The following is a 22,970-nucleotide window of genomic DNA, read 5'->3' as shown; positions in this document are numbered from 1 at the left end:
CTCAATCAAACAGAGTCTGGGCAACATTGAGTACTGCTGCCTTCTCACGTTCATCTTCCAGCTTTTCCATGATTCCTCTTTTAATGGCGCGAAGTGGTGGTATATAGACGCTCAAATCGCATGTGTCCAGAAGTGCACGAACAGATGCAGCTTCTTCCGAAAGTTGACCATTCCTTACTAAAGCGATTAGATCAGATGAAAGCGTGACGAATTTTTTCAGCAACTTCTCATCCTTCAAGTGGGATTGTTCACGGAGAACATGCAAAAGGACCTCTCCTTGAATATACGGGACATCGATTACAACAAAACGATTTTTAAGGGCTTCATTTAGTGGTACCGTTCCCACATAGCCTTCATTGATTGCCGCAATGACTCCGAAGTCGGATTGAGCAGTCACGACCTCCCCCGTAAATGGATTGGAAATGGTTTTGCGGTAGTCGAGAACGCCATTCAGGATTGGCAAAGTTTCCGGCTTGGCCATATTGATTTCATCGATATATAACAAATGACCTTCCTTCATGGACTCAATCACCGGCCCTGGAACAAACTCAATGGATGCATGCCCTTCTATATTTTGAATCGTTTTAAATCCTAGTAGTGCCTCTGCATCAAGGTCGACGGAACAGTTGATACTATGCATTGGCTTTTGGAAGATGGAGGATAAGGTTTCTGCCAGCTTCGTTTTGCCTGAACCTGTAGGGCCCTTCAACAGTACATTTTTACCTATTGACAGGGCAATGATTGCATCAAAGATGATGCTCTCTTCAGAGGCAGTGTATCCTCCTTTACCTATCAGATTTGATCTACTGGTACTTGCTATTGGGCGGCGGTTAATTTTTTCTTGGATATCACTTGGAAGGCTATTTATATTAAACAACATATTAACTCCTTTTCTATGTAGAGGATATGGTATTACTATTGTTACACAAACTAGAAATAGAGTAGGCGCATGAATTTATTCATGCGCCTCTCGCAGATCCGTACGTGCGGGTCATCGCATACGGCTCCTCCATGGTTATCCCCTTTGAGGATGATGTTCATTATAAATACTTTCGAGAAAGACAAGACCTAATTCTTTGAACCATTCATTAGGCATGGCGGTGTGAACCGCTTTACTCAAAGAGCTTCTCCAGAAACACATGCGCAGGTTTGGAAGTGTGCCCTTCCAATCTCTTCTTCGAAGTTCTCGGTGTAGCTTTCTAACCTTCCGCCAGCTTCTAAGCTGAATCATGCGCAGTCTTCTACGAATCCATGAGTCCAGCTCTTGGAATAGCTTCTTGGCGTCACCTCTACCAAAGTAATTACCCCATCCCCTTAGTAGCGGATTGAGCTTCTCTTTGATGAGCTTTCCTATGTTTATGGTTTGATTCCTTTTTGTAACCTCTTTTACTTTTGCTTTGAACTTTGCCACTGATTTCTTGGAGGGAGTTGCCCATTTACCATTCTTGAATTCATACCCTAGGAACACAAATGATTCTATCCTATTGTCTACAATCTTTGTCTTTTCTGGGTGGATAATGAGTCCAAGTTCACCTTCAAGAAATTTCTGTAGTGATTTCAGTACTCTTTCTGCCCCTTTTTGGGATTTACAACATATTACGAAGTCATCCGCATACCTTGTTATTCTATGTCCTCGTTCCATCATCGCTTCATCTAGTGGATGTAGGAATATGTTCGCTAACAGGGGGCTTATCACTCCACCTTGAGGTGTACCTTTTTCGTTCAAATAAAAGCTACCTTTATCCAGCACACCAGCTTGAAGGAATTCCGTTAGAAGCTTTAGTACACTTCCATCTACAATTTCTTCTCTCACTTCCTTCATGAGACGCTCGTGGGGGATGGTATCAAAATAAGATTTCAGGTCGGCATCTATGACATATACATACCCTTCTGCTAGGTCTTTACGTATTTTGTCTATTGCCATATGAGCACTTCTGTTTGGACGAAATCCATAACTACAATCTTTGAACTTGGCTTCAAATATAGGTTCTATTACTCTACGGGTAGCTGCTTGAGCTATTCTATCCCTTACAGTTGGAATCCCTAGGGGTCTCTCTGTACCGTCAGCCTTAGGGATGTAGACTCTTCTCACTGGCATCGATTTATAAGATTTCGTCTTTAAATCGTTTTGAAGAACTCGTACGTTGTTCTCCAGGTCAGCCTCGAACTCTTTTATAGTTACGTTGTCCACACCCGACGTGCCTCGGTTTCGTTTCACCTCTTTGAATGCTTCTTCTAGATTGGTGCTAGCCCAGATTTTATCCATCAAGCTGTACCATTTTCTCTTTCTTGTTTTCTTTACTCCCTCACGAAAGGTTGACTTCCTTATTTCCTCGTTCATGCTCGTTTCAATTTCCTTTCCTCCTATAGATTGAATAGCCTAACTTCGGCAATATCTTTAGGTTGTTTCAGTACTACACCCATACGGTCTACCCTTCTGTTCGACCCCGGGTCTATGGTCATCTTCCTACCGGTTTCTGTATGGCACATGACGGTTCTATTTAAGTCGCTTACCTTTTCTTCCATGGACAGACGGGCTTCGCATAGAATCCCCACCTTTTGGGTTGAGGTTCCTCTTAATAACTAGTATTAAGTCACTTACCATTGCGACTTTTCCGATAAGCTTATTCACTACTATCCCCTGTTCTGACTTCTCACTGCTCATAGACTCCACTTGCTCATCCCGAACTTGTTAGAGTGTTACCATTATTGGAAACAATGAGACCTCCTTGGGTCACGTCATCAAACTTTCCCTCGAATCCAGTCCTCATAACTTTCAGAGTCTCAAGTGGTATTGGACATTCCCATCTTTTGCGAGGTTGTCCGACTCTGCCAGCCAACGTGGATCTTATCGCCTGTTCCGAGTTTTGCCTTCAGGTCCTCCGCACGATACCTCACGGACACGCACTACCTGTCAGCTATACATTTCCGCCACTTGCGGCACGTTAGGGACTTGCACCCGTTAGTTTGATGCGCTGCCAAGCGCACAAAAGCTGCTGACAAAGTATTGTCAACAGCTTAGCTTTATTATAGCAGTATATGTGATTCACTGAAAGTAATTTACTTGATGCTGTCTACTTCCTGAACATTTTTCTTCTTTCCGGAAATGATCCATGCACCAACCGCAATACCGATCAGGACAACCCAGAACATCGTCTTAAATAGTGGAGAATGCGGGAATTCATGTGGCAGGATACCGAGATGAGCAAGTGTGAACACCAATAACTTGAACCCTACCCAACCTACGATGACAAAAGCCGCGGTTTCCAGGCTCGGACGCTCTTTTAAAAGCTTCACGAACATTGTTGCAGCAAATCGCATGATGACTACCCCTACGAATCCACCTAGGAAGATGATGATAAATTGTCCACCGTCAATTCCACCGATTTTTGGAAGATTCGTCTGTGGAAGCGTTAAAGCTAAAGCGAATGCAGCCAAAATGGAGTCAACCGCAAATGCGATATCTGCAAGTTCAACTTTAAGGACCGTCATCCAGAAACCGGATTTCTTTTCCGGCTTATCAACCGCTACGGCAGTTTCGGCTCTATGGACGACAAATCGGCGCCATAAATGATTGACTGCGATAAATAACAAGTAAGCTGCACCGATTGCTTGAACCTGCCATATGTTAACAAGGTATGAAATGATGAATAAGGACCCTAATCTAAATACCAATGCTCCTGCAAGTCCGTAAAATAAAGCTTTTTTTCTTTGTTCATCTGGTAAATGCTTGACCATGATGGCAAGTACCAGTGCATTGTCTGCTGCCAGTATACCTTCAAGTCCGATCAGGACAAGAAGTACCCAACCATACTCCAATAACAGCTGAAGTTCCATTTTTTCTCCTCCTAGTTTACAAAAGCCTCTACCTGATCATAGACAGAGGCTTTTTATACAACATAAAAAGACCTCCACCTAGACCTGTAATAAGTTTAGGCAAAGGTCTTGCTAACAACGGAATCGTTGCCAATAAAGCCGGTGGCTGGTGAACAGTCACGTAATGACGGCAATATTGTTTTCATAGCTACTCCCCTTTGATGGGCTTGTAAGTATATAATTTTAATATATTACTATTCTAGTAGCAACTCTTCATCATGTCAAGATTTAGTTTATGGTCTAGAATGATTAGCAAAAAAATTAGCTTTGACATGTAGGGGTACAAAAAAACTACTTTCTACTTAATTGCTGTTTCAATGAAGGACAAGCCTTATTCTTTCGAAATAAGCAGCATTGTTCAGACTATAATGAATTTAATTTATTTCTGTCCTCTAAATAATTCTGTTATGGTATAATCACCTAATTACAATGAAATAGAAGGATAGTGAATCGAATGAGACAAGTATTCTCCTACCCAGAACGCATAAAACTATTCATAAAAATTGTCATACCCATCCTGGTCACCCAAATCGGCCTATTTTCCATGAATCTATTCGATATTATGATGACTGGAAATGTCGGCGCACAAGATCTCGCAGGAGTTGCCATAGGAGCCGGTCTCTGGGTACCTGTTTTTACAGGTTTAAGTGGAATTCTCCTTTCCATAACCCCTATTGTCGCTCAGCTGGTTGGTGCGAAAAGAACCGAGAGTGTTCCCTTTTCCCTTACACAAGGCATGTATGTCGCAATTGCCATGAGTCTGTTGGTTTTAGCCGTCGGTGCAATATTCATGGATCCCATACTTCAAAGTATGAACCTTGAAACAGAAGTGCGGTACGTTGCAAAACACTATTTAATTGCATTGGGATTTGGGGTCATCCCATTATTTTGCTATACTGTTATTCGCTGTTTTATCGATGCACTCGGGCATACGCGGATTTCAATGATCATCACCTTGCTATCGCTTCCGACTAATGTAGTGCTCAACTACTTGCTGATTTTCGGTAAATTCGGCCTTCCGGAATTGGGTGGGATTGGAGCTGGTATTGCTTCTGCCATTACCTATTGGGTCATCTTGATCATTTCACTTTATATTGTGCTGAAAAAGAAGCCATTCACCCAATTCACTCTTTTTAAAGTGCTATATCCTGTTTCCTTTTCAAAATGGAAGGAAATATTATTGATCGGTGTACCAATCGGGTTATCGATTTTCTTTGAAACGAGTATTTTCTCTGCCGTGACACTCCTGATGAGCTCCTTCGATACAGTGACGATCGCCTCTCATCAGGTTGCTTTGAATTTTGCTTCTCTGCTTTATATGATTCCTTTAAGTATATCGATGGCTTTAACCATTCTGGTAGGATTTGAAGTTGGTGCCAATAGAATCAAGGATGCCAAGCAATACACCATTATCGGAGTAATTTCTGCTGTCGCCTTATCGTCACTGTGTGCCATCTTCCTCTTTTTCTTCAAGTCAGAAGTGGCCGGACTTTATACGAAGGATGTAGAGGTAATTGCCTTGACAACCTCGTTTTTACTGTACGCGATTTTCTTTCAGCTTTCTGATGCCATTGCTGCTCCGATACAAGGTGCGTTGCGAGGCTTTAAGGATGTAAATGTTACCTTTATCATTGCACTTGTCTCCTATTGGGTCATTGGATTGCCAATAGGTTATCTGCTAGCCAACTATACGGGCTTAGGCGCATTCGGATATTGGCTTGGGCTGATCAGTGGTTTGGCAGCCGGAGCAATCGGCCTTGCATGGCGACTATCCAATATCCAGAAAAAGTATCTGAATTTCCAATCTCAAAAGGCAAGCTGATAAATTTGAATCTCACTATTCTTATAGGAATAATAAAAGGAATTTGTAGTTTCTTGTCGAATAAAGCAGATAAAACGATATTAACTACAATTTATGAGGAGATCTTATATGAATAGCTATGATTTCAATAAAGCGGTTTCAGTTCTTGATTTCTTTCAACAGGAATTAAATGTGCTCATCAGTCTACTGACAAAATATGAAGAATCACAATTTGGTGAAAAATCCCTACTGCAAGCTGAAATAAAGCAGCAATTCAAATATGTGAAAGATGAGTTGAAAAAGCAGATAAAAGTGCTCATTGAATTTGATGCAAATGCCTTGGTTGTCGAGTATCTGCTTCCTCCCTTATGCGTGGCCTCTACACATTTCCAGGATATCGGCATCAATAGGATCAATCCAAACAGCATTCACAAGGTTAGACAGCTAGCAGTGAAAGCTAACGGATTTATCAATAAGTATCATTCTCAGCTTGCAAATGATCAATTAGGATAACCTAAAATCTCATAGTAAAAAGGCAGCCAAATTGGCTGCCTTTTTTTCATCACCTATTATTTACCGATGAACATTTGAGTCCAGTAGTTACCATCTTCAACATGACCTACACCAATATGAGTAAACTCACCATTCATGATGTTCGCACGGTGTCCTTCGGAATTCATCCATGCATTTACCACTTCTTCTGGAGATTGTTGACCCATCGCAATGTTTTCACCTGCAGTGCGGTACTCCACTCCGAATTGCTTCATCATATCAAACGGAGATCCGTAAGTTGGACTATTATGAGCGAAGTAGTTGTTTTTCTTCATATCATTGGACTTTTCTTTTGCTACTTTGCTTAATTCTTCGTCAAGCTCAAGTGGTGCCAAACCTTGCTTTGCACGTTCAGCATTAGTAAGTTCTACCACTTTCTTTTCGAATTCACTAACAGCACTAGCTGTTTGCTCTGTTTTATTCTCTGCTGGCGCTTCAGCTTGCTGTTGTGGTGCCGGTTGCTGTGGTGCAGGAGTTGCTTCTGCTGCAGGCTTTTCTTCTGCTTTTGGAGCTTCTGCTGCAGGCTTTTCCTCTGCTTTTGGAGCTTCTGCTGCAGGCTTTTCCTCTGCTTTTGGAGCTTCTACAGCTTCAGCTGGCTTTTGTTCTTGTTGTTTTTGGGGTGCTTCTGCTTGAGCTGGCGCTTGTCCTTGACCAAACTGTACTTTTACACCAAATTTGCTTTCGAGATCTTTTATATAGTTTTCTAAAAATGCTTTCGCATCATCTTGATTATTAAAAGTTTGAATATTTGAACCTAAGTCGCATGTAGGTTTTGAAGGTGCATTTCCTTCAGCCTTTGCATTCATGCCGAATGGTGCTGCTGTTAATACCGCTGCTGTAGTGACAGCTGTTAATAATGATTTTTTGTTGAGTTTCATAGGTGAAATTCCCCCTTGAAAAATTTTTGTAGTGTTTTTTGCTACACGAAAATCATATCATGGGTTTTATGTAATAATACTGGGCAATTTTAGAAAATGAATGAAGCCATTTTACATAATAATTCCAAAAGGTGATTCACGCCAATATAGACAAGACTTTGTCAGATTACTGAGACCACATCAATCAGAAAAGTTTTTCCCATAATCAACCAGCATTTATATATTATTCTAGTAAAATAGTATTGACATGTATTTTTTTTAGCTTCAAATATTACAAATCAGCCTAATGGATTACATATATTACACAAAATCAGGTTTCTGTAACAACCAAAGAAAAGAAAACAAGCTTCTTACCGAATGCATGTTTCCATGACATTTATAAGAAGCTTCGATAACGTGTATCGCTTATTTTTCTATCCAGGTAAACATATAGTTCTTATCTTCAATCTCTTGCGCTTTTTTTACAATCTTCAAAGGTTTGAACGTATCAATCATGACTGCAAGCTCCAATGTTTCCTTTTTGCCGATGCTTGCTTCTGTTGTTCCTGGATGAGGACCATGTGGGATTCCTGAAGGATGCAAGGTAATGGAACCTATTTCGATTCCTTTACGGCTCATAAAATTCCCTTCAACATAGTATAGAAGTTCATCACTGTTCACATTACTATGGTAGTATGGGGCAGGTATTGCCTCAGGATGATAGTCATAGAGCCTTGGCACAAAGGAACAAACGACAAAATTATGGCCTTCAAAGGTTTGATGCACAGGAGGCGGCTGATGTACCCGGCCAGTGATTGGTTCAAAATCTTCTATATTAAATACCCACGGATACAGATACCCGTCCCAGCCGACGACATCCAAGGGATGGTGCCCAAGAATGTGGGAGTGCATAAAGCCCCGTGTTTTGGTAAGTACCTCAAATTCCCCTTTTTCACTATAGGTTTCCAATACCTCTGGACCGCGGAAATCCCTTTCGCAAAATGGACTATGCTCCAATAACTGACCATATTCATTGCGATATCTCCTTGGTGTCGTCAGCTGGCTGAAGGACTCGATAAACAAAATCTTCGTTTCCTCCGCTGGCAGCACACGATAGATGGTGCCGATAGGGATGGTTACATAATCCCCCGGTCGATACGTAAAGGTTCCAAACATTGTCTCCACCTTCCCGGAGCCGTAATGAATGTATAACATCTCATCTCCGTCACCATTGCGGTAAAAGCTCTTCATATCCTCTGTTACAAGTGCAGTTCCAATCAGGAGATCATTGTTTCCAAGCAGATACTCCCTGGCATCCAATGCATTTCCCTTCTTTTCGATGGAAGTTGTCTTTAGATGACGGTGATTCAATGCAGTATGCTCTTCATATTCAGGAAGATAGCTATACAGGACCTCAGATTTCACTACTTCCGTCGGCAAAAAATGATGATAAAGAATGGACTGTGACCCTGAAAATCCCTTCGTACCCATCACCTGTTCCCGAAAAAGAGAACCATCTTCTTTTTTGAACATCGTATGGCGCTTATGTGGAATCTCTCCCATTTTCCGATAATACATTTTTACACCCCTTCTACCTATTTGATGGTATTAACCAGTTTTCCAAGCCCGGTAATGGATAATTCCACTGTATCACCAGCTTTTAACCAGCGATGGACATCCGTTCCAAGCTCCAATATACAGCCAGTGCCCACTGTTCCTGAACCGATCACTTCACCGGGATACAACGTCACATCCGCTGAAGCCCGTTCAATCATCTCGGCAAATGTATAATGAATCTGATGGAAGTTCCCGTGCGACAGCTGTCTTCCATTGACGCTGGCCGTCATGGTTAAATCATATCTGTCATTCTTTTTGTATCTTTCCAATTCATCCTTGGTCACAATCCACGGACCGAGTGACGTGGCGAAGTCCTTCCCCTTGGCAGGTCCGAGCCCCACTTTCATCTCTTTCGCTTGGAGGTCCCTTGCGCTCCAGTCGTTCATGATGCAATATCCGAAAATATGAGCCTCTGCCTTTTCAGCTTTTATGTTTTTTCCCTGTTTCCCAATAATGCATGCTATTTCCAATTCGTAATCAAGCCAGTCACATTGGTCGGGTTTTTCTATATCATCAGCTGGCCCCTTTATCGCCAAATGATTGGTGAAATAGAAAACGGGGATTTCATACCACTCGGGAATGACCTCTAACCCCCTTTTAGCCCTGGCAGTTTTCACATGCTCCTCAAATGCATAGAAATCCCTTACACTTACAGGCCTTGGTAATGGCGAGAGAAGCTGAACATCATTGAGTGAATAACGGCCATGTATACTTTGAGCCTGAACTGTCTCATGGACGGTGTCAGCAAAGCTTTCGTGTTGTTCAATAAAAGTCAGTAAGTTTTTTGGCAGTTTTCCTCCTGAAGCCTCATGCATGTCGACAGCATGATCCCCGTCAAGCCATCCTGCACACTGTTCGCCATTGTTTTTAATAAAGCTTATATATTTCATGTTAATCGCCTCTTTTGCGGATTAGCTCAAACATATCACTAGTTGCCCTGGAGTACATATTACCTGCCATTCTTCCGACAGGATTCAGTTTCTTTGTATCAATCTTGCCATCATAATATAGAGCATCCGCGATATGTACCATTTCGACTTTCCCGATCACCAAACTTCCTGCACCTGCTTCCTCTCCGAAATGCAACACTTCATGTAAGGTACACTCAAGCTGAACACCGCTTTCCTTCACTCTTGGCGATGAAATCAAGTGACTATCCTCTTTTGTAAAACCAGACTCATGAAACTCATCCACTTCACTTGGAAATTCAGTGGCTGTGATATTCATTTTTTCCACCATTTCTTCACTAACGATATTGATGACAAACTCCCTTGTTGCCTCAATGTTTTCGAGAGTGTCTTTTTTTGCACCGTCACCACCTCTTCTCATCGGGGAAAAACAGACTAGCATCGGATCTGCACATATGGCAGTAAAGAAACTGAAAGGTGCAATGTTTGCTATTCCTTCTTTATTAATAGAGGAAACAAGGGCTATGGGTCTTGGTAAGATGGAACCGACTAATAATTTATAGGCATCTTTCCATTCAAGACTGCTTGGTTGAACATTCATGAAACCCCACCATTCCTATTTTCGATATTTTTGAGGCATTTGATAAAATAGTGATTGTCCTGCATGGAACTGATGGTAACCCTAATTGCATCTGGGTACCCAAGTGCAGCTCCGGATTTAACAAGGAGACCATGCTTCAACAACTCCCTGCATACAATGTCACCAGGCTGTCCGGTGTGAATCATCATGAAATTGGCCTGAGTATGGAAGTAAGAGTATCCCATCTTGGTAAGCTCGGATTCCAATAAATGCTTTCCCTCTTCATTTCTTTCCACACATTCCAATCGGAAACCCTGATCCTCAAGCGCCACAATAGCTGCAGCCTGGGCAAGCTGGTTCACATTGAATACCTCTTTGACCTTGTTCAGTTCCGCAGCAATATAGGAATCCATCATTCCATAACCGATTCTTAGACCAGCAAGTCCATAGACTTTTGAAAACGTCCGCAGAATCACCAGATTACTGAATTTCTTTAAGAATGGAACAGACTGAAGATACTCCTCACTTGTTGCATATTCGTAATACGCTTCATCAAGTACAATCAATATATGTTCAGGGACCTTTGCAATAAAATCCTCCAACTTCTTTTTCTCCACAATCGTCCCAGTGGGATTGTTGGGATTGCAAACGAAAATAAGCTTGGTATTCTCCGTAATGCTTGCAAGCATCCTATCCAGATCATGTGTTCCTTCAATCAGTGGGACCAGAACTGGTCGGCCTCCTTCAATGGTTACATTGGTTTTATACCTTGGAAAGGTGATTTCCGCCATAACAGCTTCATCCCCTGCATTCAGAAAAGCCCTTAATAAAAGACGGATGATTTCATCGGAACCATTTCCGATGAAAAGCTGATCACTTTTTACGTTCAGAAATTCCGCCAATTTGGTTGTAAGCAATCTCGCCGATCCGTCCGGGTATGTAAATAAATGATCAAGTTGATGTGTCAGATGGTTTTTCACTTTTGGGGAACACCCAAAGACATTTTCAATTTCCGATAAATTGATGATGCTTGGCAAACCCATTTCTTTTTGCAGATCGAAGACACTTTTTCCCAATGGATAGGCAGTCACCATCTGTAGAATTTCCCTGCTCTTCACTTTCACTGCCATCATTTATCCCCCTTTTAAAAAAAGGAGGGCTGGATACCTCCTTTTTTCGTGAAGCTTATATAATCTTAAGGCTGTATTCACAAACATTGTTGCTTTTTAGAAAGATGTATCCATCTAATATTGCCCGTTGATTTCCGCTCCGGACACAAGATTCCCCGGGGACGGATGGGAGCCTCCTCGGCTTCGCCTGTGGGGTCTCCCATGCCCTCTACTCTCCCGCAGGAGTCAAGTGTCCTCCGCTACAATCAACTCACGAGTTAAACATTATTTGCTTTTAGGAAGAGCCTTAAAACAAATTAAATTCGCTATTGAAATCAAAAATTTTGATAAAATGCATTTTTTCATCTTTAGTAAGGAAAATTTATACTATCGGTCACCCCTGTTGGTTGGAGTGCAAGGTGTGAGACTCCTCGAAAATGCGAGCATTTTCTTCGTGCGATGTATCGCTGCCGCAGCCTTCCTTGTCCTGCGGGAGCAGCGTGTCAAGGGAGACCCCGCAGGTGCGCAGCACCGAGGAGGCTCCCGAGGCCGCCATGGATAAGCGAACGCCTGGAGCGGAGACCAACAGGGTGTTTAATGTTAAAATCTAATCTTTAGCCTAGCCTAATTCAAAAGCAACAAATTTTCATAAAGAGCCAATCTTATAGATTTCCTCTTAGTTCCTGTTCTCTTTCGATGGATTCAAACAAAGCCTTGAAGTTTCCTTCTCCAAACCCTTTGGCACCTTTGCGCTGAATCACTTCTATGAATAGAGTCGGTCTATCCACAATCGGCTTGGTGAAAATCTGAAGCAGATAGCCTTCGTCATCCCGATCAACCAGGATGCTCAATTCACGAAGCTTGGCAATCTCTTCATCGATCTCTCCGACTCGTTCGGATAGCATTTCATAATACGTATCAGGTGTGTTCAGAAATTCCACGCCGTTCTCCTTCAGCTTGCTGACCGTTTGTACGATGTCTTCCGTAAGTATGGCAATATGCTGAACTCCTGCGCCATTATAGAATTCAAGATACTCCTCGATTTGGGATTTTCTTTTTCCTTCTGCAGGCTCATTGATTGGAAACTTGATCCGACCGCCATTGTGCATCACTTTTGACATCAATGCAGAATACTCCGTGTTGATATCCTTATCTGTAAAATGAGTCATTTCCTTGAAGCCCATCACTTTTTCGTAATAAGCAACCCATTCCTCCATGCTCTCAACATTCCCAACTACATGGTCGATGCCGATGATTCCTGCATCCTTTACTGGAGTGGAGTTTTTATAAGTTCTAAAACCTGGCATGAATACACCGGAATAATTCTTTCTCTCCACAAGGGTATGGATTGTATCGCCATATGTACCGATGACAGCTTTTTTGATGCTTCCTTGCTCATCTGTCAGTTCCTGTGGAGGTTGCAATGCAATAGCGCCTCTTTCAACGGCGGTATTGTAAGCCTTTTCAACATCGTCCACCAAAAGGGCGATATCCTTTACGCCGTCTCCATGTTTTTTTACAAACTCAGATATTCTTGTATCCTGCTTGAGAGAACCGGAAATAACTAGACGCACATTACGCTGTTTCAAAACGTAGGAGACATTCTCCCTGTTGCCTGTTTCAAGACCGGAATATGCGATTGGTTCAAAACCGAATGCAGTGGTGAAAAAATGGGCGGCCTGTTTTGCATTTCCTGTATAGATTTCCAAGTAATCGACATCTCTTACAGGAAAGAAATCTTCCGTCAGTGGTTGGTTTTGCATCGCTTTTTCTACGTTCATTTTGACCCCTCCATAAATAAATTGAAAAATATTTTTATTCTGAAATTAATATAATGGATAATTCAGTACGCTTGCAAGAGTCCCATTTAAAGCTAGAATGCTTTGACGTGCAAAAGTATTTTACACCGTGACCTTGCTGTTCTTGACTGACGGCGGCTTGTGTATCGCTTTGTTTGATAGATCCTCAAGGGACTCAAGGAAATTTTCATTAAGGCTCGGATGTGGAAACAATGGGAAAAGCAGATCTTCTTCCCTTCCTACCATTTCGAGTGCCACAATCCCTGAAGAAATGAGTTCGATTGCACCCTCTCCCATCATGTGGACCCCAAGAATCAGCTCTGTTCCTGCTTCACTGATTGTTTTGATGAGGCCATCCTTCTGCCCAAGGATGGATGCATACCCGTTGGTCCTGAATGCCGATTCCCCGATTGCAATTTCATAGCCCGCATCTTTTGCCTGTTCTTCAGTAAAACCGACCGATGCGATGGGAGGAATCGTATGCAGAACTCTGGGTAAGTAATTGAGATCTATCTCTGATTGGAAGCCTGCAATGCTTTCTGCTGCAACTTTTGCTTGTTTGATCGCTTTCACAGCAAGAGAAGGTCCTTCTGTAATATCCCCGATTGCATAGATGTGATCAACGGATGTCTGGCATTTGTGATTCACTTTTACAGCCCCGCTATCATGCAATAGGATACCAGCTCTACTTACACCTAATCCATCCGATGTTCCTCCCGGCTGAGATGCAACATATAAATGGGTACTCATCAAAGTCTGCGTTTTTCCTTCCGCATCTTGTATGTCCATTTCCCAGTTTTTATCGAAATAATTGGTGCTCTTTACTTTGACATCTTTAATCAGTTTGATTTTCTGTTTTTTGAATTGCCGCGTGAGCTCTTTATTGATGGAATCATCAAAAGTGAAGTCCTTTTCATTTTCAGGAAAGATCAGTGTCACTTCTGATCCCAGTTTTCGGAAGCACATGGCGGCTTCCAGCGTGAAATCGTCATTCCCATACAAAAGTAGAGAGGCAGGCACTTCATCTAGTTTCCATAATGTTGTTATGGTCAAGTAATTGCCTTCTATTTTTAATAGTGGTCTTTTTTCTCTACCGGCAGCAATGATTGCATGTTTAAAAGTGTAGGTATCATACTGATGGCCGTTTTCCACCCCTATTTTGTCAGGAGAAAGAAACATCGCATCGCCTTTTAATACCTCTATTTCATTTGCTTTACAAAGTGCTTCGATTCCCTGCTTCAACTGCTTGATTGTGGCATTCTTATACTCCTGCAAGGTCGCCATATCGAAAGTTGTATCTTTGAATTGGAAGCCCATGCTTTTCATGCCGGTCAAGCGATGCAGGTTTTGTGCTGCTGCTGTATGTACCTTGGACGGGATACACCCTTCATTCAGGCACAAGCCACCCATTTCCCCTTTTTCTATCAGGGTAACCTGCAAGCCTAGCTGGGCTGCACGAATGGCGGCATGATATCCCCCTGGCCCGGCACCTATGATGACGAGGTCCCGTTCCTGCGTCAGTTCTCCAACTACCATATTAGACCAACTCCAGCAATAATAGTTTTGGCTCTTCCAGCAATTCTGTCAGTCTGTTTGTGAAAGCTACAGCGGTTGCACCATCTGCCACACGATGGTCAAAGCTCATGGAAATGTTCATCATGGACCTGATGACGATCTCATCCTGATCATTTACGACAGGCCTCTTTTTCGTTTTATGGAAGGAAATCAATCCCACCTCCGGCTGATTGATGATCGGTGTTGCTCCGATGCTTCCCCCTAATGGACCGACATTACTTATCGTGAATGTACTCCCTGTCATTTCGCCACTAGTAAGCCTGTTTTCCTGTGCTTTTACAGTTAGTTCCTTCAGCTCATTATGAATAGCTAGCAGCGACTTCTTTTCCACGTTTCTTACAACAGGCACAATCAGGCCTTCTTCGGTATCGATGGCCACTCCGATATGATGCTCCCCGTGCAGCTCAATTAGGGCTTTTTCCTCATTAAGACGTGCGTTGAAAATAGGGTATTCCTTTAATGAAATGCTGATGGCCTTCACAAAAAGTGCGGTCGCAGAAACACTTACATTACGCTTTTTCCAAAACTCACGCATCTCCAATATGTTCGTTACATCCACTTCTTCAAAGTGGGTGCAATGAGGAATGGTTAAAAGGGATTGAGACATTTTGGCGGCAATCTGCTTTCTTCTTCCTTTAAAAGGAATGGTAGTAGATTTGGCTTCTGTTAGATTTTTTCCCACCGTTTTCTGCTTCGTTGACTTCAGAGGCAATTCTTGTTGGATTTTCTTCTCTGTTCCGAAGCTTAGTACATCTTCATCAGTTATCCTCCCAGCAGGACCAGTTCCTGTGACCATTTCAATGTCTATCCCATTTTCCCTGGCAAGCTTTCTAGTATATGGGGATGCCATTGTACGTCTGGTCTTGGACTTTTCTTTACCAGATGCCACTGCATGTACTGTTGTTTCTTCGTCTTGGTTTGTGGTTTCTGATACCGAAGGAGCCTCAACTGCAGATGCAACCTCCGCTTCACTTTCATGTGCCACTCTTTCCAGGAGAAAGATCGTCGTTCCCACTGAAATCGTCTCGCCGACCTCCACCTTCACCTCTTTGATCACTCCGGCATAGGGAGCAGGAATTTCCGCTGTCATCTTATCAGTCTGAACCTCGACCAATGGCTCATCAGGGTTCACCCGGTCTCCTGGTTTGACGAAGAGTGCCAATACATCTGCCTGAGTCATGCCCTCGCCTATATCATGTAGCTTCACTTCTATCATCACTGCACCTCCAAAGCCTAAAACTTCATCACTTTTTCTATGGCTGCCACAACCCGTTTGCTTGTAGGCAAATAATAATCCTCAAAACCGAAATAAGGTACCGGTACATCAAACCCTGTTACCCGCTCAACTGGAGCCTTTTGATACAGGAAGGATGTTTCGTTGATGATGGCAATCACGTCCCCGCTGACACTTGTAGCAGCATGTGCTTCATGAATAATGACTGTCCTTCCCGTTTTCTGGACGGACTCGGAAATGATATCCTTATCAATCGGGTATAGGCTTCGAAGATCGATTACCTCACAGCCCACTCCCTTTTGTTCCATTTCTTTTGCTGCCTGCATGGCAACGGGGATCATTGCACCCCAGGCTATGACAGTAACATCGTCGCCTTCCTTGCAAATCTTGCCTTTTCCGATCTCCACTGTATACTTTCCTTCCGGTACTTCCTCTCTTTGCGAGCGATAGCAGCGCATCGGCTCCAAAAACAGGACCGGGTCCGGGTCTTCGATTGCAGAGATCAAAAGACCTTTTGCATCATAGGGATTGGATGGGCAAACCACTTTGATTCCGGGCATATGCGTAAAAAGAGCTTCCGTCGAGTCCGAATGAATTTCTGGTGCTCTAACTCCTGCGCCATAGGGGGCCCGTATTACCATCGGCGCGGTATAATGCCCCATCGTTCTGGCACGGAGTCTCGAAGCATGTGTCATAATCTGCTCATAGGCTGGATAGATGAATCCAAGGAACTGAATTTCCACCACCGGTCTGAAACCGTTGATAGCCATTCCAATCGCGGCTCCGATAAATCCGGCTTCACTCAAAGGGGTATCCATCACGCGGTCTTCCCCGAATTTCGCCTGCAGTCCCTCTGTTGCACGGAACACTCCCCCGTTGACGCCGATATCCTCCCCCATCAGCACAACGTTCTCATCCGTTCCCAACATGGTATCCAATCCGTCTGTAATTGCCTGGACCATTGTCAAGGTATTCGTTTTAATTGCCGTTTTCATCTGGTTTCACCCCTTAACACTTGAAGAAGGTCTTGTTTTTGCTGCTGTATTCCCCAGGTTGGCTTTTCAAAGACATGGTCAAACATGTCTGCAGGATCCGCTTTAGGGAAGCGTTCCATTTCTGATATAGCGCTGTCTATTTCCTCTGAAATTTCGTCAAGCCATACGGATTTCTCTTCTTCATTGAACCAGCCTCTATTTTTCATGAATCGCTCCAGGCGAAGTATGGGATCTTTCGTTCCTCTTCTTTCGTCACTTTCCTGCTGGTTTCTATATTTGGTCGGATCATCTGCAGTGGTATGGGCGCCATATCTCCATGTTACCGCTTCAATCAGGGTAGGTCCTTCCCCATTTCGTGCCCGGTCCAATGCTTCAAGTGTGAGGAAATATACCGCAAAAATATCATTGCCGTCGATCCGTTGGCCAGGTATGTCATAGGCCAAGGCTTTCTGCGCAATAGTTGCGGTTTTCATCTGTTTTGACAAGGGTACAGAAATGGCATATCCATTGTTCTGATTGAAAAATACGACTGGAGCCTGAAGGACGCTTGCAAAGTTCAAGCCTTCGTGAAAATCACCCTCTGATGTCGCTCCATCACCAAAATAGACGATACTGGCATTCTTTGTTCCTTTTCTTTTCTCGGCGTATGCCGCTCCAACTGCATGTGGGAGCTGAGTGGCGATAGGGATTCCCGGCGGAAACACCTTTTTGCCTTCTGCTGGAATACATCCTTCATTTCTGCCATTCCAAAAGAGCAGGATATTTCGCAAGGAATGACCGAATGTCATTGTTGCTCCATGGTCGCGGTAAGATGGAAACAGCCAGTCTTCTTGATTTAAAGCAAGAGCACTTCCAACCTGTGATGCTTCCTGTCCCTCAAAAGGGGCATATGTTCCAATTCTTCCCTGTCGCTGAAGACTGATTGCCTTTTTATCAAATGTACGGATCCGCAACATATTTTTATAAAAATTTTCTGTCAGTTCTTTGGTTATTTTTGATGAGTAGTTCTCATCTGTAAGATTTCCGTTCTCATCCATCAATACTTTTATCGGAAATTGATTCTCCATCCCATTTCCCTCCATCTATTAAACTCGCACAGACCATTTAGGACGTTTTGAATGGGTGAAAAAGCTGTTTCGGCGTGTACGGTCCGCCAGGCGCTGTTCACAGAAATTGTTGGCAGCTTCCACTGTCGTAATATTCATTTTTTCGGCTTCTTTATATACATCCATCAATGAATTATAGATGGCTTTCGTTTTTCTCAGAACTCTTTCTTTATTAGGCTCATATAGCTCATCAGCCACTTGGATGAGACCACCCGCGTTTACAATATAATCAGGTGCATAAAGAATCCCTTTCTCCTGTAGCATCGCACCATGATGGTTTTCAATCAGCTGATTGTTCGCAGACCCCACTACAGCCTTCACTTTCAGTTGTTCCACTGTATGATCATTGATGATGCCCCCAAGCGCACACGGCACAAAGACATCTGCTTCCACAGAATAGATTTCATCGCCGCCTACCACTTTGATTCCTGCTCCAATCTCTTTTGCTTTAGTGACCAATTGATTGATTGCATACTCATTGATATCTGAAACATAAAGGTCAGCACCTGTCTGTAGAAGCTGCTCAGCAACTTTTGCCCCGACTTTCCCAAGCCCCTGGATCGCATAGCTTTTGCCGTATAGATTTTTGGAGCCCCATACAGTCAGGTTGGTTGCTTCAATTCCGTAGATGACGCCCTGAGCTGTCGGCACCGATGAATCGCCGCTGCCGCCGTATACTTCATCCACCCCGACAATGCAGTTTGTTTCTTTTAAGGAATGAACAAAATCCTCAGGGGACGTTCCCATATCGGTTCCTGTATAGAAGCGGCCATTCAGCGACTCGACAAACTGTCCGAATGCACGGAATAGTTCAGGGGATTTGTCCCTTTTGGGATCCCCGATGATGACCGCCTTGCCTCCGCCAAAATCCACATCAGCAGCTGCACATTTATATGTCATCCCTTTAGAAAGGCGTAATACATCAAAAAGTGCCGCGTCAACAGATTGATAAGGCTGCATGCGACATCCTCCGAGAGCTGGTCCCAATGTTGTGTTATGTATGGCGATAATTGCTTTTAAACCTGTATCAGGATCATTACAGAAGACCACCTGCTGATGATTCTGGATTTTGTCGAACATATCCATTCCCCCCACTTCAGAAGTAAGCGTTTTCAATTTTGTCAACACGACCACCCTTTTTATCTAATATTCTTGTTTAGTCTTGCCCTATTATTCTATTTATCTTGCTTTTTGGCAGTACAGCCTGCTTTACTTCCCCTGTTCCAACAATTCTTTTCCCCGCTTTCACGGTGACTTCAGTCAGAATGCCATTCCGGTTCAAGCTGATCACTTTTGCCTCCAAAACCAATTCTGTCCCGTCAATTGCAGGCGAGAGGTGTTTAACGGAAACCTCCGCTCCCATCCCCTCTTCCTCCTCTTCCAAAAAGGGTAGAATGATCTGACGAGAGACCCATTCCATATGATAGACCATGGTGGCCGTGGAATAGACGGGGTGAACCACTTTCCCTTCGAATTGCGCAAACATGGAGGGCGTAACTTTGACTGTCAGACTCTTTTGAGTGCCTTCCTTTAAGCCAGGCTTCAATATCTTCACCTCAAAACGTATAACGTTTATTCAACGCTATAATAACATTTCGTTAAATAAACCGTCAATGAATTGTAGAAATTTTGTAAATAATCACTTCATTTTGATAATTGGATATCAGGTTACATGGTTCCCCTTATCCATGAGAGACGAAAAAACCGGAACACATAATGTGTCCCGGTGAATTCTTAATCTTTGTCTAACCTTAACTCAGAAGTGCACGGTCATTAGACATCTGCTCGCCGCGTATTCTTTGGAACTCCTGAAGCAGTCGTTCGATGGTCAATGTTTTCTTTTCTTCTTCTCCGACTTCAAGGATGATCTGCCCCTTATCCATCATGATCAGGCGGTTCCCAAGATCGAGTGCCTGCTGCATATTATGCGTCACCATAAGTGTGGTCAGCCCTTTTTCAGCCACAATCTCCTTGGTGATGTTCGTGATAAGCTCTGCACGGGATGGATCGAGTGCAGCAGTATGCTCATCAAGCAGAAGGATGGAAGGCTCTGTAAAAGTAGCCATCAGCAGGGAGAGGGCTTGTCTTTCCCCTCCTGATAACAGACCGACCTTAGCTGTTAAACGGTTTTCCAATCCAAGATGGAGCGTTTCCAGTACTTCTTTAAAGTACGTTCTTCTTTGCTTGGAAACTCCACGTCTGAAGGTGCGTGTTCTGTTTCGCGAATATGCCATTGCCAGATTTTCCTCGATTGTCATGGACGGTGCCGTTCCTGCCATGGGATCTTGGAACACTCTGCCGATATATCTTGCGCGTTTATGCTCAGACATGAAGGTGACATTTTTCCCATCGATCTCGACAGTTCCTGTGTCAGGTGTCAGCACTCCTGAAATCATATTCATCAGGGTTGACTTTCCGGCACCGTTGCTTCCGATGATGGTGACAAAATCACCCTTATTCAAGGAAAGATTCACATGATCCAAAGCATTTTTCTCATCTAAAGTACCCTCGTTGAACACTTTGTTAATCTGAGTTAAGTGTAGCACGCTCATCACCCTTTCCTCTGGTTGCATGTAAAGTTTGCAGCTTCAGCATTTTTTGCCGTTTCCGCTTTCTTTCCTTATAGGCATCCATTATTTTAGGTGCAACAAGCGCAATGATAACGATAGTAGCAGTGATGATTTTCATATCTCCTGTTTCCAGAAAATCTACACGTAGTGCAAGTGTTACGACGATCCGGTAGATGATCGCCCCACCGATAACAGCAAGTGTGGTTCTTGCAATTGTTTTTGTTCCGAAGAGGGCTTCTCCGATGATGACGGAGGCAAGTCCGATAATAATCATCCCGATACCCATTCCCACATCGGCAAATCCTCCATGCTGGGCAATCAGCGCACCGGAAAATGCGACCATTGCATTTGACACCCCTAGCCCCAGGATGACAAGGCCATTTGTATTTGCCGAAAAGCTGCGAATCATTCGCTTATTGTCACCGGTAGCTCTTATCGCAAGGCCAATTTCCGTCTTAAGGAACCAATCCGTAATGAACTTGATTGCGAGCGTTACGATGATCATGACAAAGATGACACCCCAGGTCCTTGGAACGAATGCCCCTAACCCGACGGAGGCAAAAGCATTATTGATGAGTGGATCGATGCCTGTCCCCTCCCACCAGGTACGAAGCTTTGTAAAGAAAGTCTCCGTATTCAACATGGGAACGTTCGACCTACCCATGATACGCAGGTTGATGGAGTACAAGGCTATCATCATCAGAATTCCTGATAATAACGCATTTATTCTACCTAAAGTATGTAAGGCCCCGGTGATACAACCTGCTACAAATCCAGCAAGCATCGCAACGACCGTAGCCAATATCGGGTTAGAACCGTTTACAATCATTGTTGCAGCAACCGCTGCCCCAGTTACAAAGCTACCATCTACGGTAAGGTCCGGAAAATCAAGGACCCTAAAGGATAAATATACCCCTAGGGCCATGATTGCGTAGATGATTCCTAATTCGACTGAACTGAAAATTGCAATACTCATGTTAGAATCATCTCCTTGTTGTCTTAAAAATTTGCTCTTTTCGCAGCAACAAACTTTACAAAAAAGAGCCTACAAATTATTTACCGTCAAAGAATTCGGCGATTTCCGTCCATGCATCCTTCACTTCCACACCTTGTGCTTCAGCAGCTTTTGTATTGATGACAAGCTTCAGGTTCTGTGGATAGGATACAGGGATTTCAGATGCTTTCTTCTCTCCTTTCAGAATCTTCACAGCCATCAGGCCTGTTTCATATCCAAGATCCTCATAGCTGAATCCGCTGGCGGCTACGGCTCCAAGCTTCATGGAATCAAGCTCACCTGCAAACAATGGAATCTGCTCGTCATTTGCCACACCAACTACAGTCTGGAAAGCAGAAACAACAGTATTATCAGTTGGGATATAGATGGCATCTACACGTCCGATGAAGGATTCTGCAGCCTGCTTCACCTCAGCTGAGTTTGAAACGGATGCTTCCACCAATTTCGCACCCTTTGCTTCCACAAGTTCTTTCAAAGCTTCTACTTGCACAACAGAGTTTTGTTCACCGGCATTGTAAAGCATCCCAATGGATTTCGCCCCGATTTCACCAGTCATAAAATCAACAGTACTTGAAAGTGCATCCGGGTGAGTATCGGAAGTTCCCGTAATGTTGTCTCCTGGCTTGTCAAAGGACGCCACCAATTCTGCGCCAACAGGATCAGTCACAGAGGTGAATACGATTGGAATGTCTTTTGTTGCCTGAAGCGCACTTTGCGCACTTGGAGTGGAGTTGGCAAAAATCAGATCCACTTCATCCGCTACAAAATTCTGTGCGATCGTTTGGCTGTTACTCATTTCCCCTTGTGCTATCTGAACATCAAACTTTACATTCTCGCCTTCTTTGTAGCCGTTTTCCTCAAGTGCTCTCTTAAACCCTGCAAAAGCAGCATCCAAGGAAGGATGTTCCACAATCTGAGTTACACCGATGACGACCTGTTTCTCTTCCTTATCGCCTGTGCTTGTGGAATTTGATCCGCACCCAGCCAATAACATGAAGCTTGCCGTTAGTGCCAATGCTGATTTCAATCGAAACTTTTTCATAAATATCCCCCTTATATTTTATAAAGCTTGCAAAATGAAATTATTACAAGCTAGTAAACCCTGAATAACCAAGCATTAACAGATTATGTATTCTATCATGCTAAAAGAGAGATTCGTTTTTTCAACGTTATATTAACACTCCATTTTTTATAATGTCAATATATTCTAAAAATTTTATATATTATATTATTTTAAGATAAATACGCCATATATGTCAAAAACCCTTTTTTATTTCAGAAGAACAAAATCGCTAACGCGACTCTTTTACGTCCCAAGTGAGGCTTATTCACTTGGGACATTCTTCGCTCTTCGCATGATTCCATCACAAACAGGA

At 43.3% G+C, this 22,970-nt stretch carries 20 protein-coding genes; 2 read left to right on the top strand and 18 right to left on the bottom strand.

Annotated elements, in window-relative coordinates; translation table 11 throughout:
* Position 1 precedes the first annotated feature (1 nt).
* The 3 genes from ACFVAD_RS10355 to ACFVAD_RS10345 form a co-directional block, all read right to left on the bottom strand.
* Positions 2-880 (bottom strand): ATP-binding protein, encoded by an 879-nt coding sequence (locus ACFVAD_RS10355; RefSeq protein WP_386639167.1) that lies wholly within the window; start codon positions 878-880, stop codon positions 2-4.
* A 135-nt stretch (positions 881-1,015) separates the two neighbouring features.
* Positions 1,016-2,341 carry a group II intron reverse transcriptase/maturase gene (ltrA, locus tag ACFVAD_RS10350; RefSeq protein ID WP_386639165.1) on the bottom strand — a complete coding sequence of 442 codons (1,326 nt, stop codon included), beginning with the start codon at positions 2,339-2,341 and terminating at the stop codon, positions 1,016-1,018.
* A gap of 719 nt (positions 2,342-3,060) precedes the next feature.
* Positions 3,061-3,837: a TerC family protein gene (locus ACFVAD_RS10345; RefSeq protein WP_386639163.1), complete on the bottom strand. Its 777-nt coding sequence runs from the start codon at positions 3,835-3,837 to the stop codon at positions 3,061-3,063.
* 493 nt (positions 3,838-4,330) lie between these two features.
* Between ACFVAD_RS10345 and ACFVAD_RS10340 the strand changes: the two genes are divergently transcribed.
* A complete protein-coding gene (locus tag ACFVAD_RS10340; RefSeq protein WP_386639160.1) occupies positions 4,331-5,698 on the top strand; it encodes an MATE family efflux transporter in 1,368 nt (455 codons plus the stop codon).
* Positions 5,699-5,806: 108 nt separating this feature from the next.
* The gene (locus ACFVAD_RS10335) at positions 5,807-6,190 is read left to right on the top strand and encodes a hypothetical protein (RefSeq protein WP_386639158.1); all 384 of its coding nucleotides are present in this window, start codon (positions 5,807-5,809) and stop codon (positions 6,188-6,190) included.
* Between the two features lie 56 nt (positions 6,191-6,246).
* Here the strand turns inward: ACFVAD_RS10335 and ACFVAD_RS10330 are convergent, their stop codons facing one another.
* The 15 genes from ACFVAD_RS10330 to ACFVAD_RS10260 form a co-directional block, all read right to left on the bottom strand.
* Complete coding sequence (locus ACFVAD_RS10330) at positions 6,247-7,107, bottom strand: CAP domain-containing protein (protein ID WP_386639156.1); 861 nt, start codon at positions 7,105-7,107, stop codon at positions 6,247-6,249.
* A 405-nt stretch (positions 7,108-7,512) separates the two neighbouring features.
* The gene (locus ACFVAD_RS10325) at positions 7,513-8,664 is read right to left on the bottom strand and encodes a homogentisate 1,2-dioxygenase (RefSeq protein ID WP_386639153.1); all 1,152 of its coding nucleotides are present in this window, start codon (positions 8,662-8,664) and stop codon (positions 7,513-7,515) included.
* A gap of 17 nt (positions 8,665-8,681) precedes the next feature.
* Positions 8,682-9,593 (bottom strand): fumarylacetoacetate hydrolase family protein, encoded by a 912-nt coding sequence (locus ACFVAD_RS10320; RefSeq protein ID WP_386639151.1) that lies wholly within the window; start codon positions 9,591-9,593, stop codon positions 8,682-8,684.
* Position 9,594: 1 nt separating this feature from the next.
* The gene (locus tag ACFVAD_RS10315) at positions 9,595-10,212 is read right to left on the bottom strand and encodes a flavin reductase family protein (RefSeq protein WP_386639149.1); all 618 of its coding nucleotides are present in this window, start codon (positions 10,210-10,212) and stop codon (positions 9,595-9,597) included.
* On the bottom strand, positions 10,209-11,324 hold the full coding sequence (hisC, locus tag ACFVAD_RS10310) for a histidinol-phosphate transaminase (protein ID WP_386639146.1): 1,116 nt from the start codon (positions 11,322-11,324) through the stop codon (positions 10,209-10,211). Before hisC ends, ACFVAD_RS10315 begins: the two co-directional genes overlap by 4 nt.
* 638 nt (positions 11,325-11,962) lie before the next feature.
* Complete coding sequence (gene hppD, locus ACFVAD_RS10305) at positions 11,963-13,081, bottom strand: 4-hydroxyphenylpyruvate dioxygenase (RefSeq protein ID WP_386639144.1); 1,119 nt, start codon at positions 13,079-13,081, stop codon at positions 11,963-11,965.
* A gap of 120 nt (positions 13,082-13,201) precedes the next feature.
* On the bottom strand, positions 13,202-14,635 hold the full coding sequence (locus ACFVAD_RS10300; RefSeq protein WP_386639142.1) for a dihydrolipoyl dehydrogenase family protein: 1,434 nt from the start codon (positions 14,633-14,635) through the stop codon (positions 13,202-13,204).
* Position 14,636: 1 nt separating this feature from the next.
* Positions 14,637-15,890: a dihydrolipoamide acetyltransferase family protein gene (locus ACFVAD_RS10295; protein ID WP_386639139.1), complete on the bottom strand. Its 1,254-nt coding sequence runs from the start codon at positions 15,888-15,890 to the stop codon at positions 14,637-14,639.
* A gap of 17 nt (positions 15,891-15,907) precedes the next feature.
* Positions 15,908-16,903 (bottom strand): alpha-ketoacid dehydrogenase subunit beta, encoded by a 996-nt coding sequence (locus tag ACFVAD_RS10290; protein WP_386639136.1) that lies wholly within the window; start codon positions 16,901-16,903, stop codon positions 15,908-15,910.
* Positions 16,900-17,970, bottom strand: coding sequence for a pyruvate dehydrogenase (acetyl-transferring) E1 component subunit alpha (pdhA, locus tag ACFVAD_RS10285; RefSeq protein ID WP_386639134.1), 1,071 nt, complete (start codon positions 17,968-17,970; stop codon positions 16,900-16,902). The genes ACFVAD_RS10290 and pdhA overlap by 4 nt, the downstream gene beginning before the upstream one ends.
* Positions 17,971-17,988: 18 nt before the next feature.
* On the bottom strand, positions 17,989-19,095 hold the full coding sequence (locus ACFVAD_RS10280; protein WP_386639656.1) for a Leu/Phe/Val dehydrogenase: 1,107 nt from the start codon (positions 19,093-19,095) through the stop codon (positions 17,989-17,991).
* A 70-nt stretch (positions 19,096-19,165) separates the two neighbouring features.
* Positions 19,166-19,555, bottom strand: a complete 390-nt coding sequence (locus ACFVAD_RS10275; protein WP_386639132.1) for a thioesterase family protein — start codon at positions 19,553-19,555, stop codon at positions 19,166-19,168.
* A gap of 205 nt (positions 19,556-19,760) precedes the next feature.
* Positions 19,761-20,555, bottom strand: coding sequence for an ABC transporter ATP-binding protein (locus ACFVAD_RS10270; RefSeq protein ID WP_386639131.1), 795 nt, complete (start codon positions 20,553-20,555; stop codon positions 19,761-19,763).
* The gene (locus ACFVAD_RS10265; RefSeq protein WP_386639129.1) at positions 20,533-21,555 is read right to left on the bottom strand and encodes an ABC transporter permease; all 1,023 of its coding nucleotides are present in this window, start codon (positions 21,553-21,555) and stop codon (positions 20,533-20,535) included. Before ACFVAD_RS10265 ends, ACFVAD_RS10270 begins: the two co-directional genes overlap by 23 nt.
* 76 nt (positions 21,556-21,631) lie before the next feature.
* The gene (locus ACFVAD_RS10260; protein WP_386639126.1) at positions 21,632-22,636 is read right to left on the bottom strand and encodes an ABC transporter substrate binding protein; all 1,005 of its coding nucleotides are present in this window, start codon (positions 22,634-22,636) and stop codon (positions 21,632-21,634) included.
* Between the last annotated feature and the right edge of the window lie 334 nt (positions 22,637-22,970).

Source organism: Sutcliffiella sp. NPDC057660, from assembly GCF_042800035.1.
Lineage (GTDB): Bacteria > Bacillota > Bacilli > Bacillales > Bacillaceae_I > Sutcliffiella_A.
The sequence above is the reverse complement of the archived record's forward strand: the minus strand, read 5'-3'. Positions and strand labels throughout refer to the sequence as shown.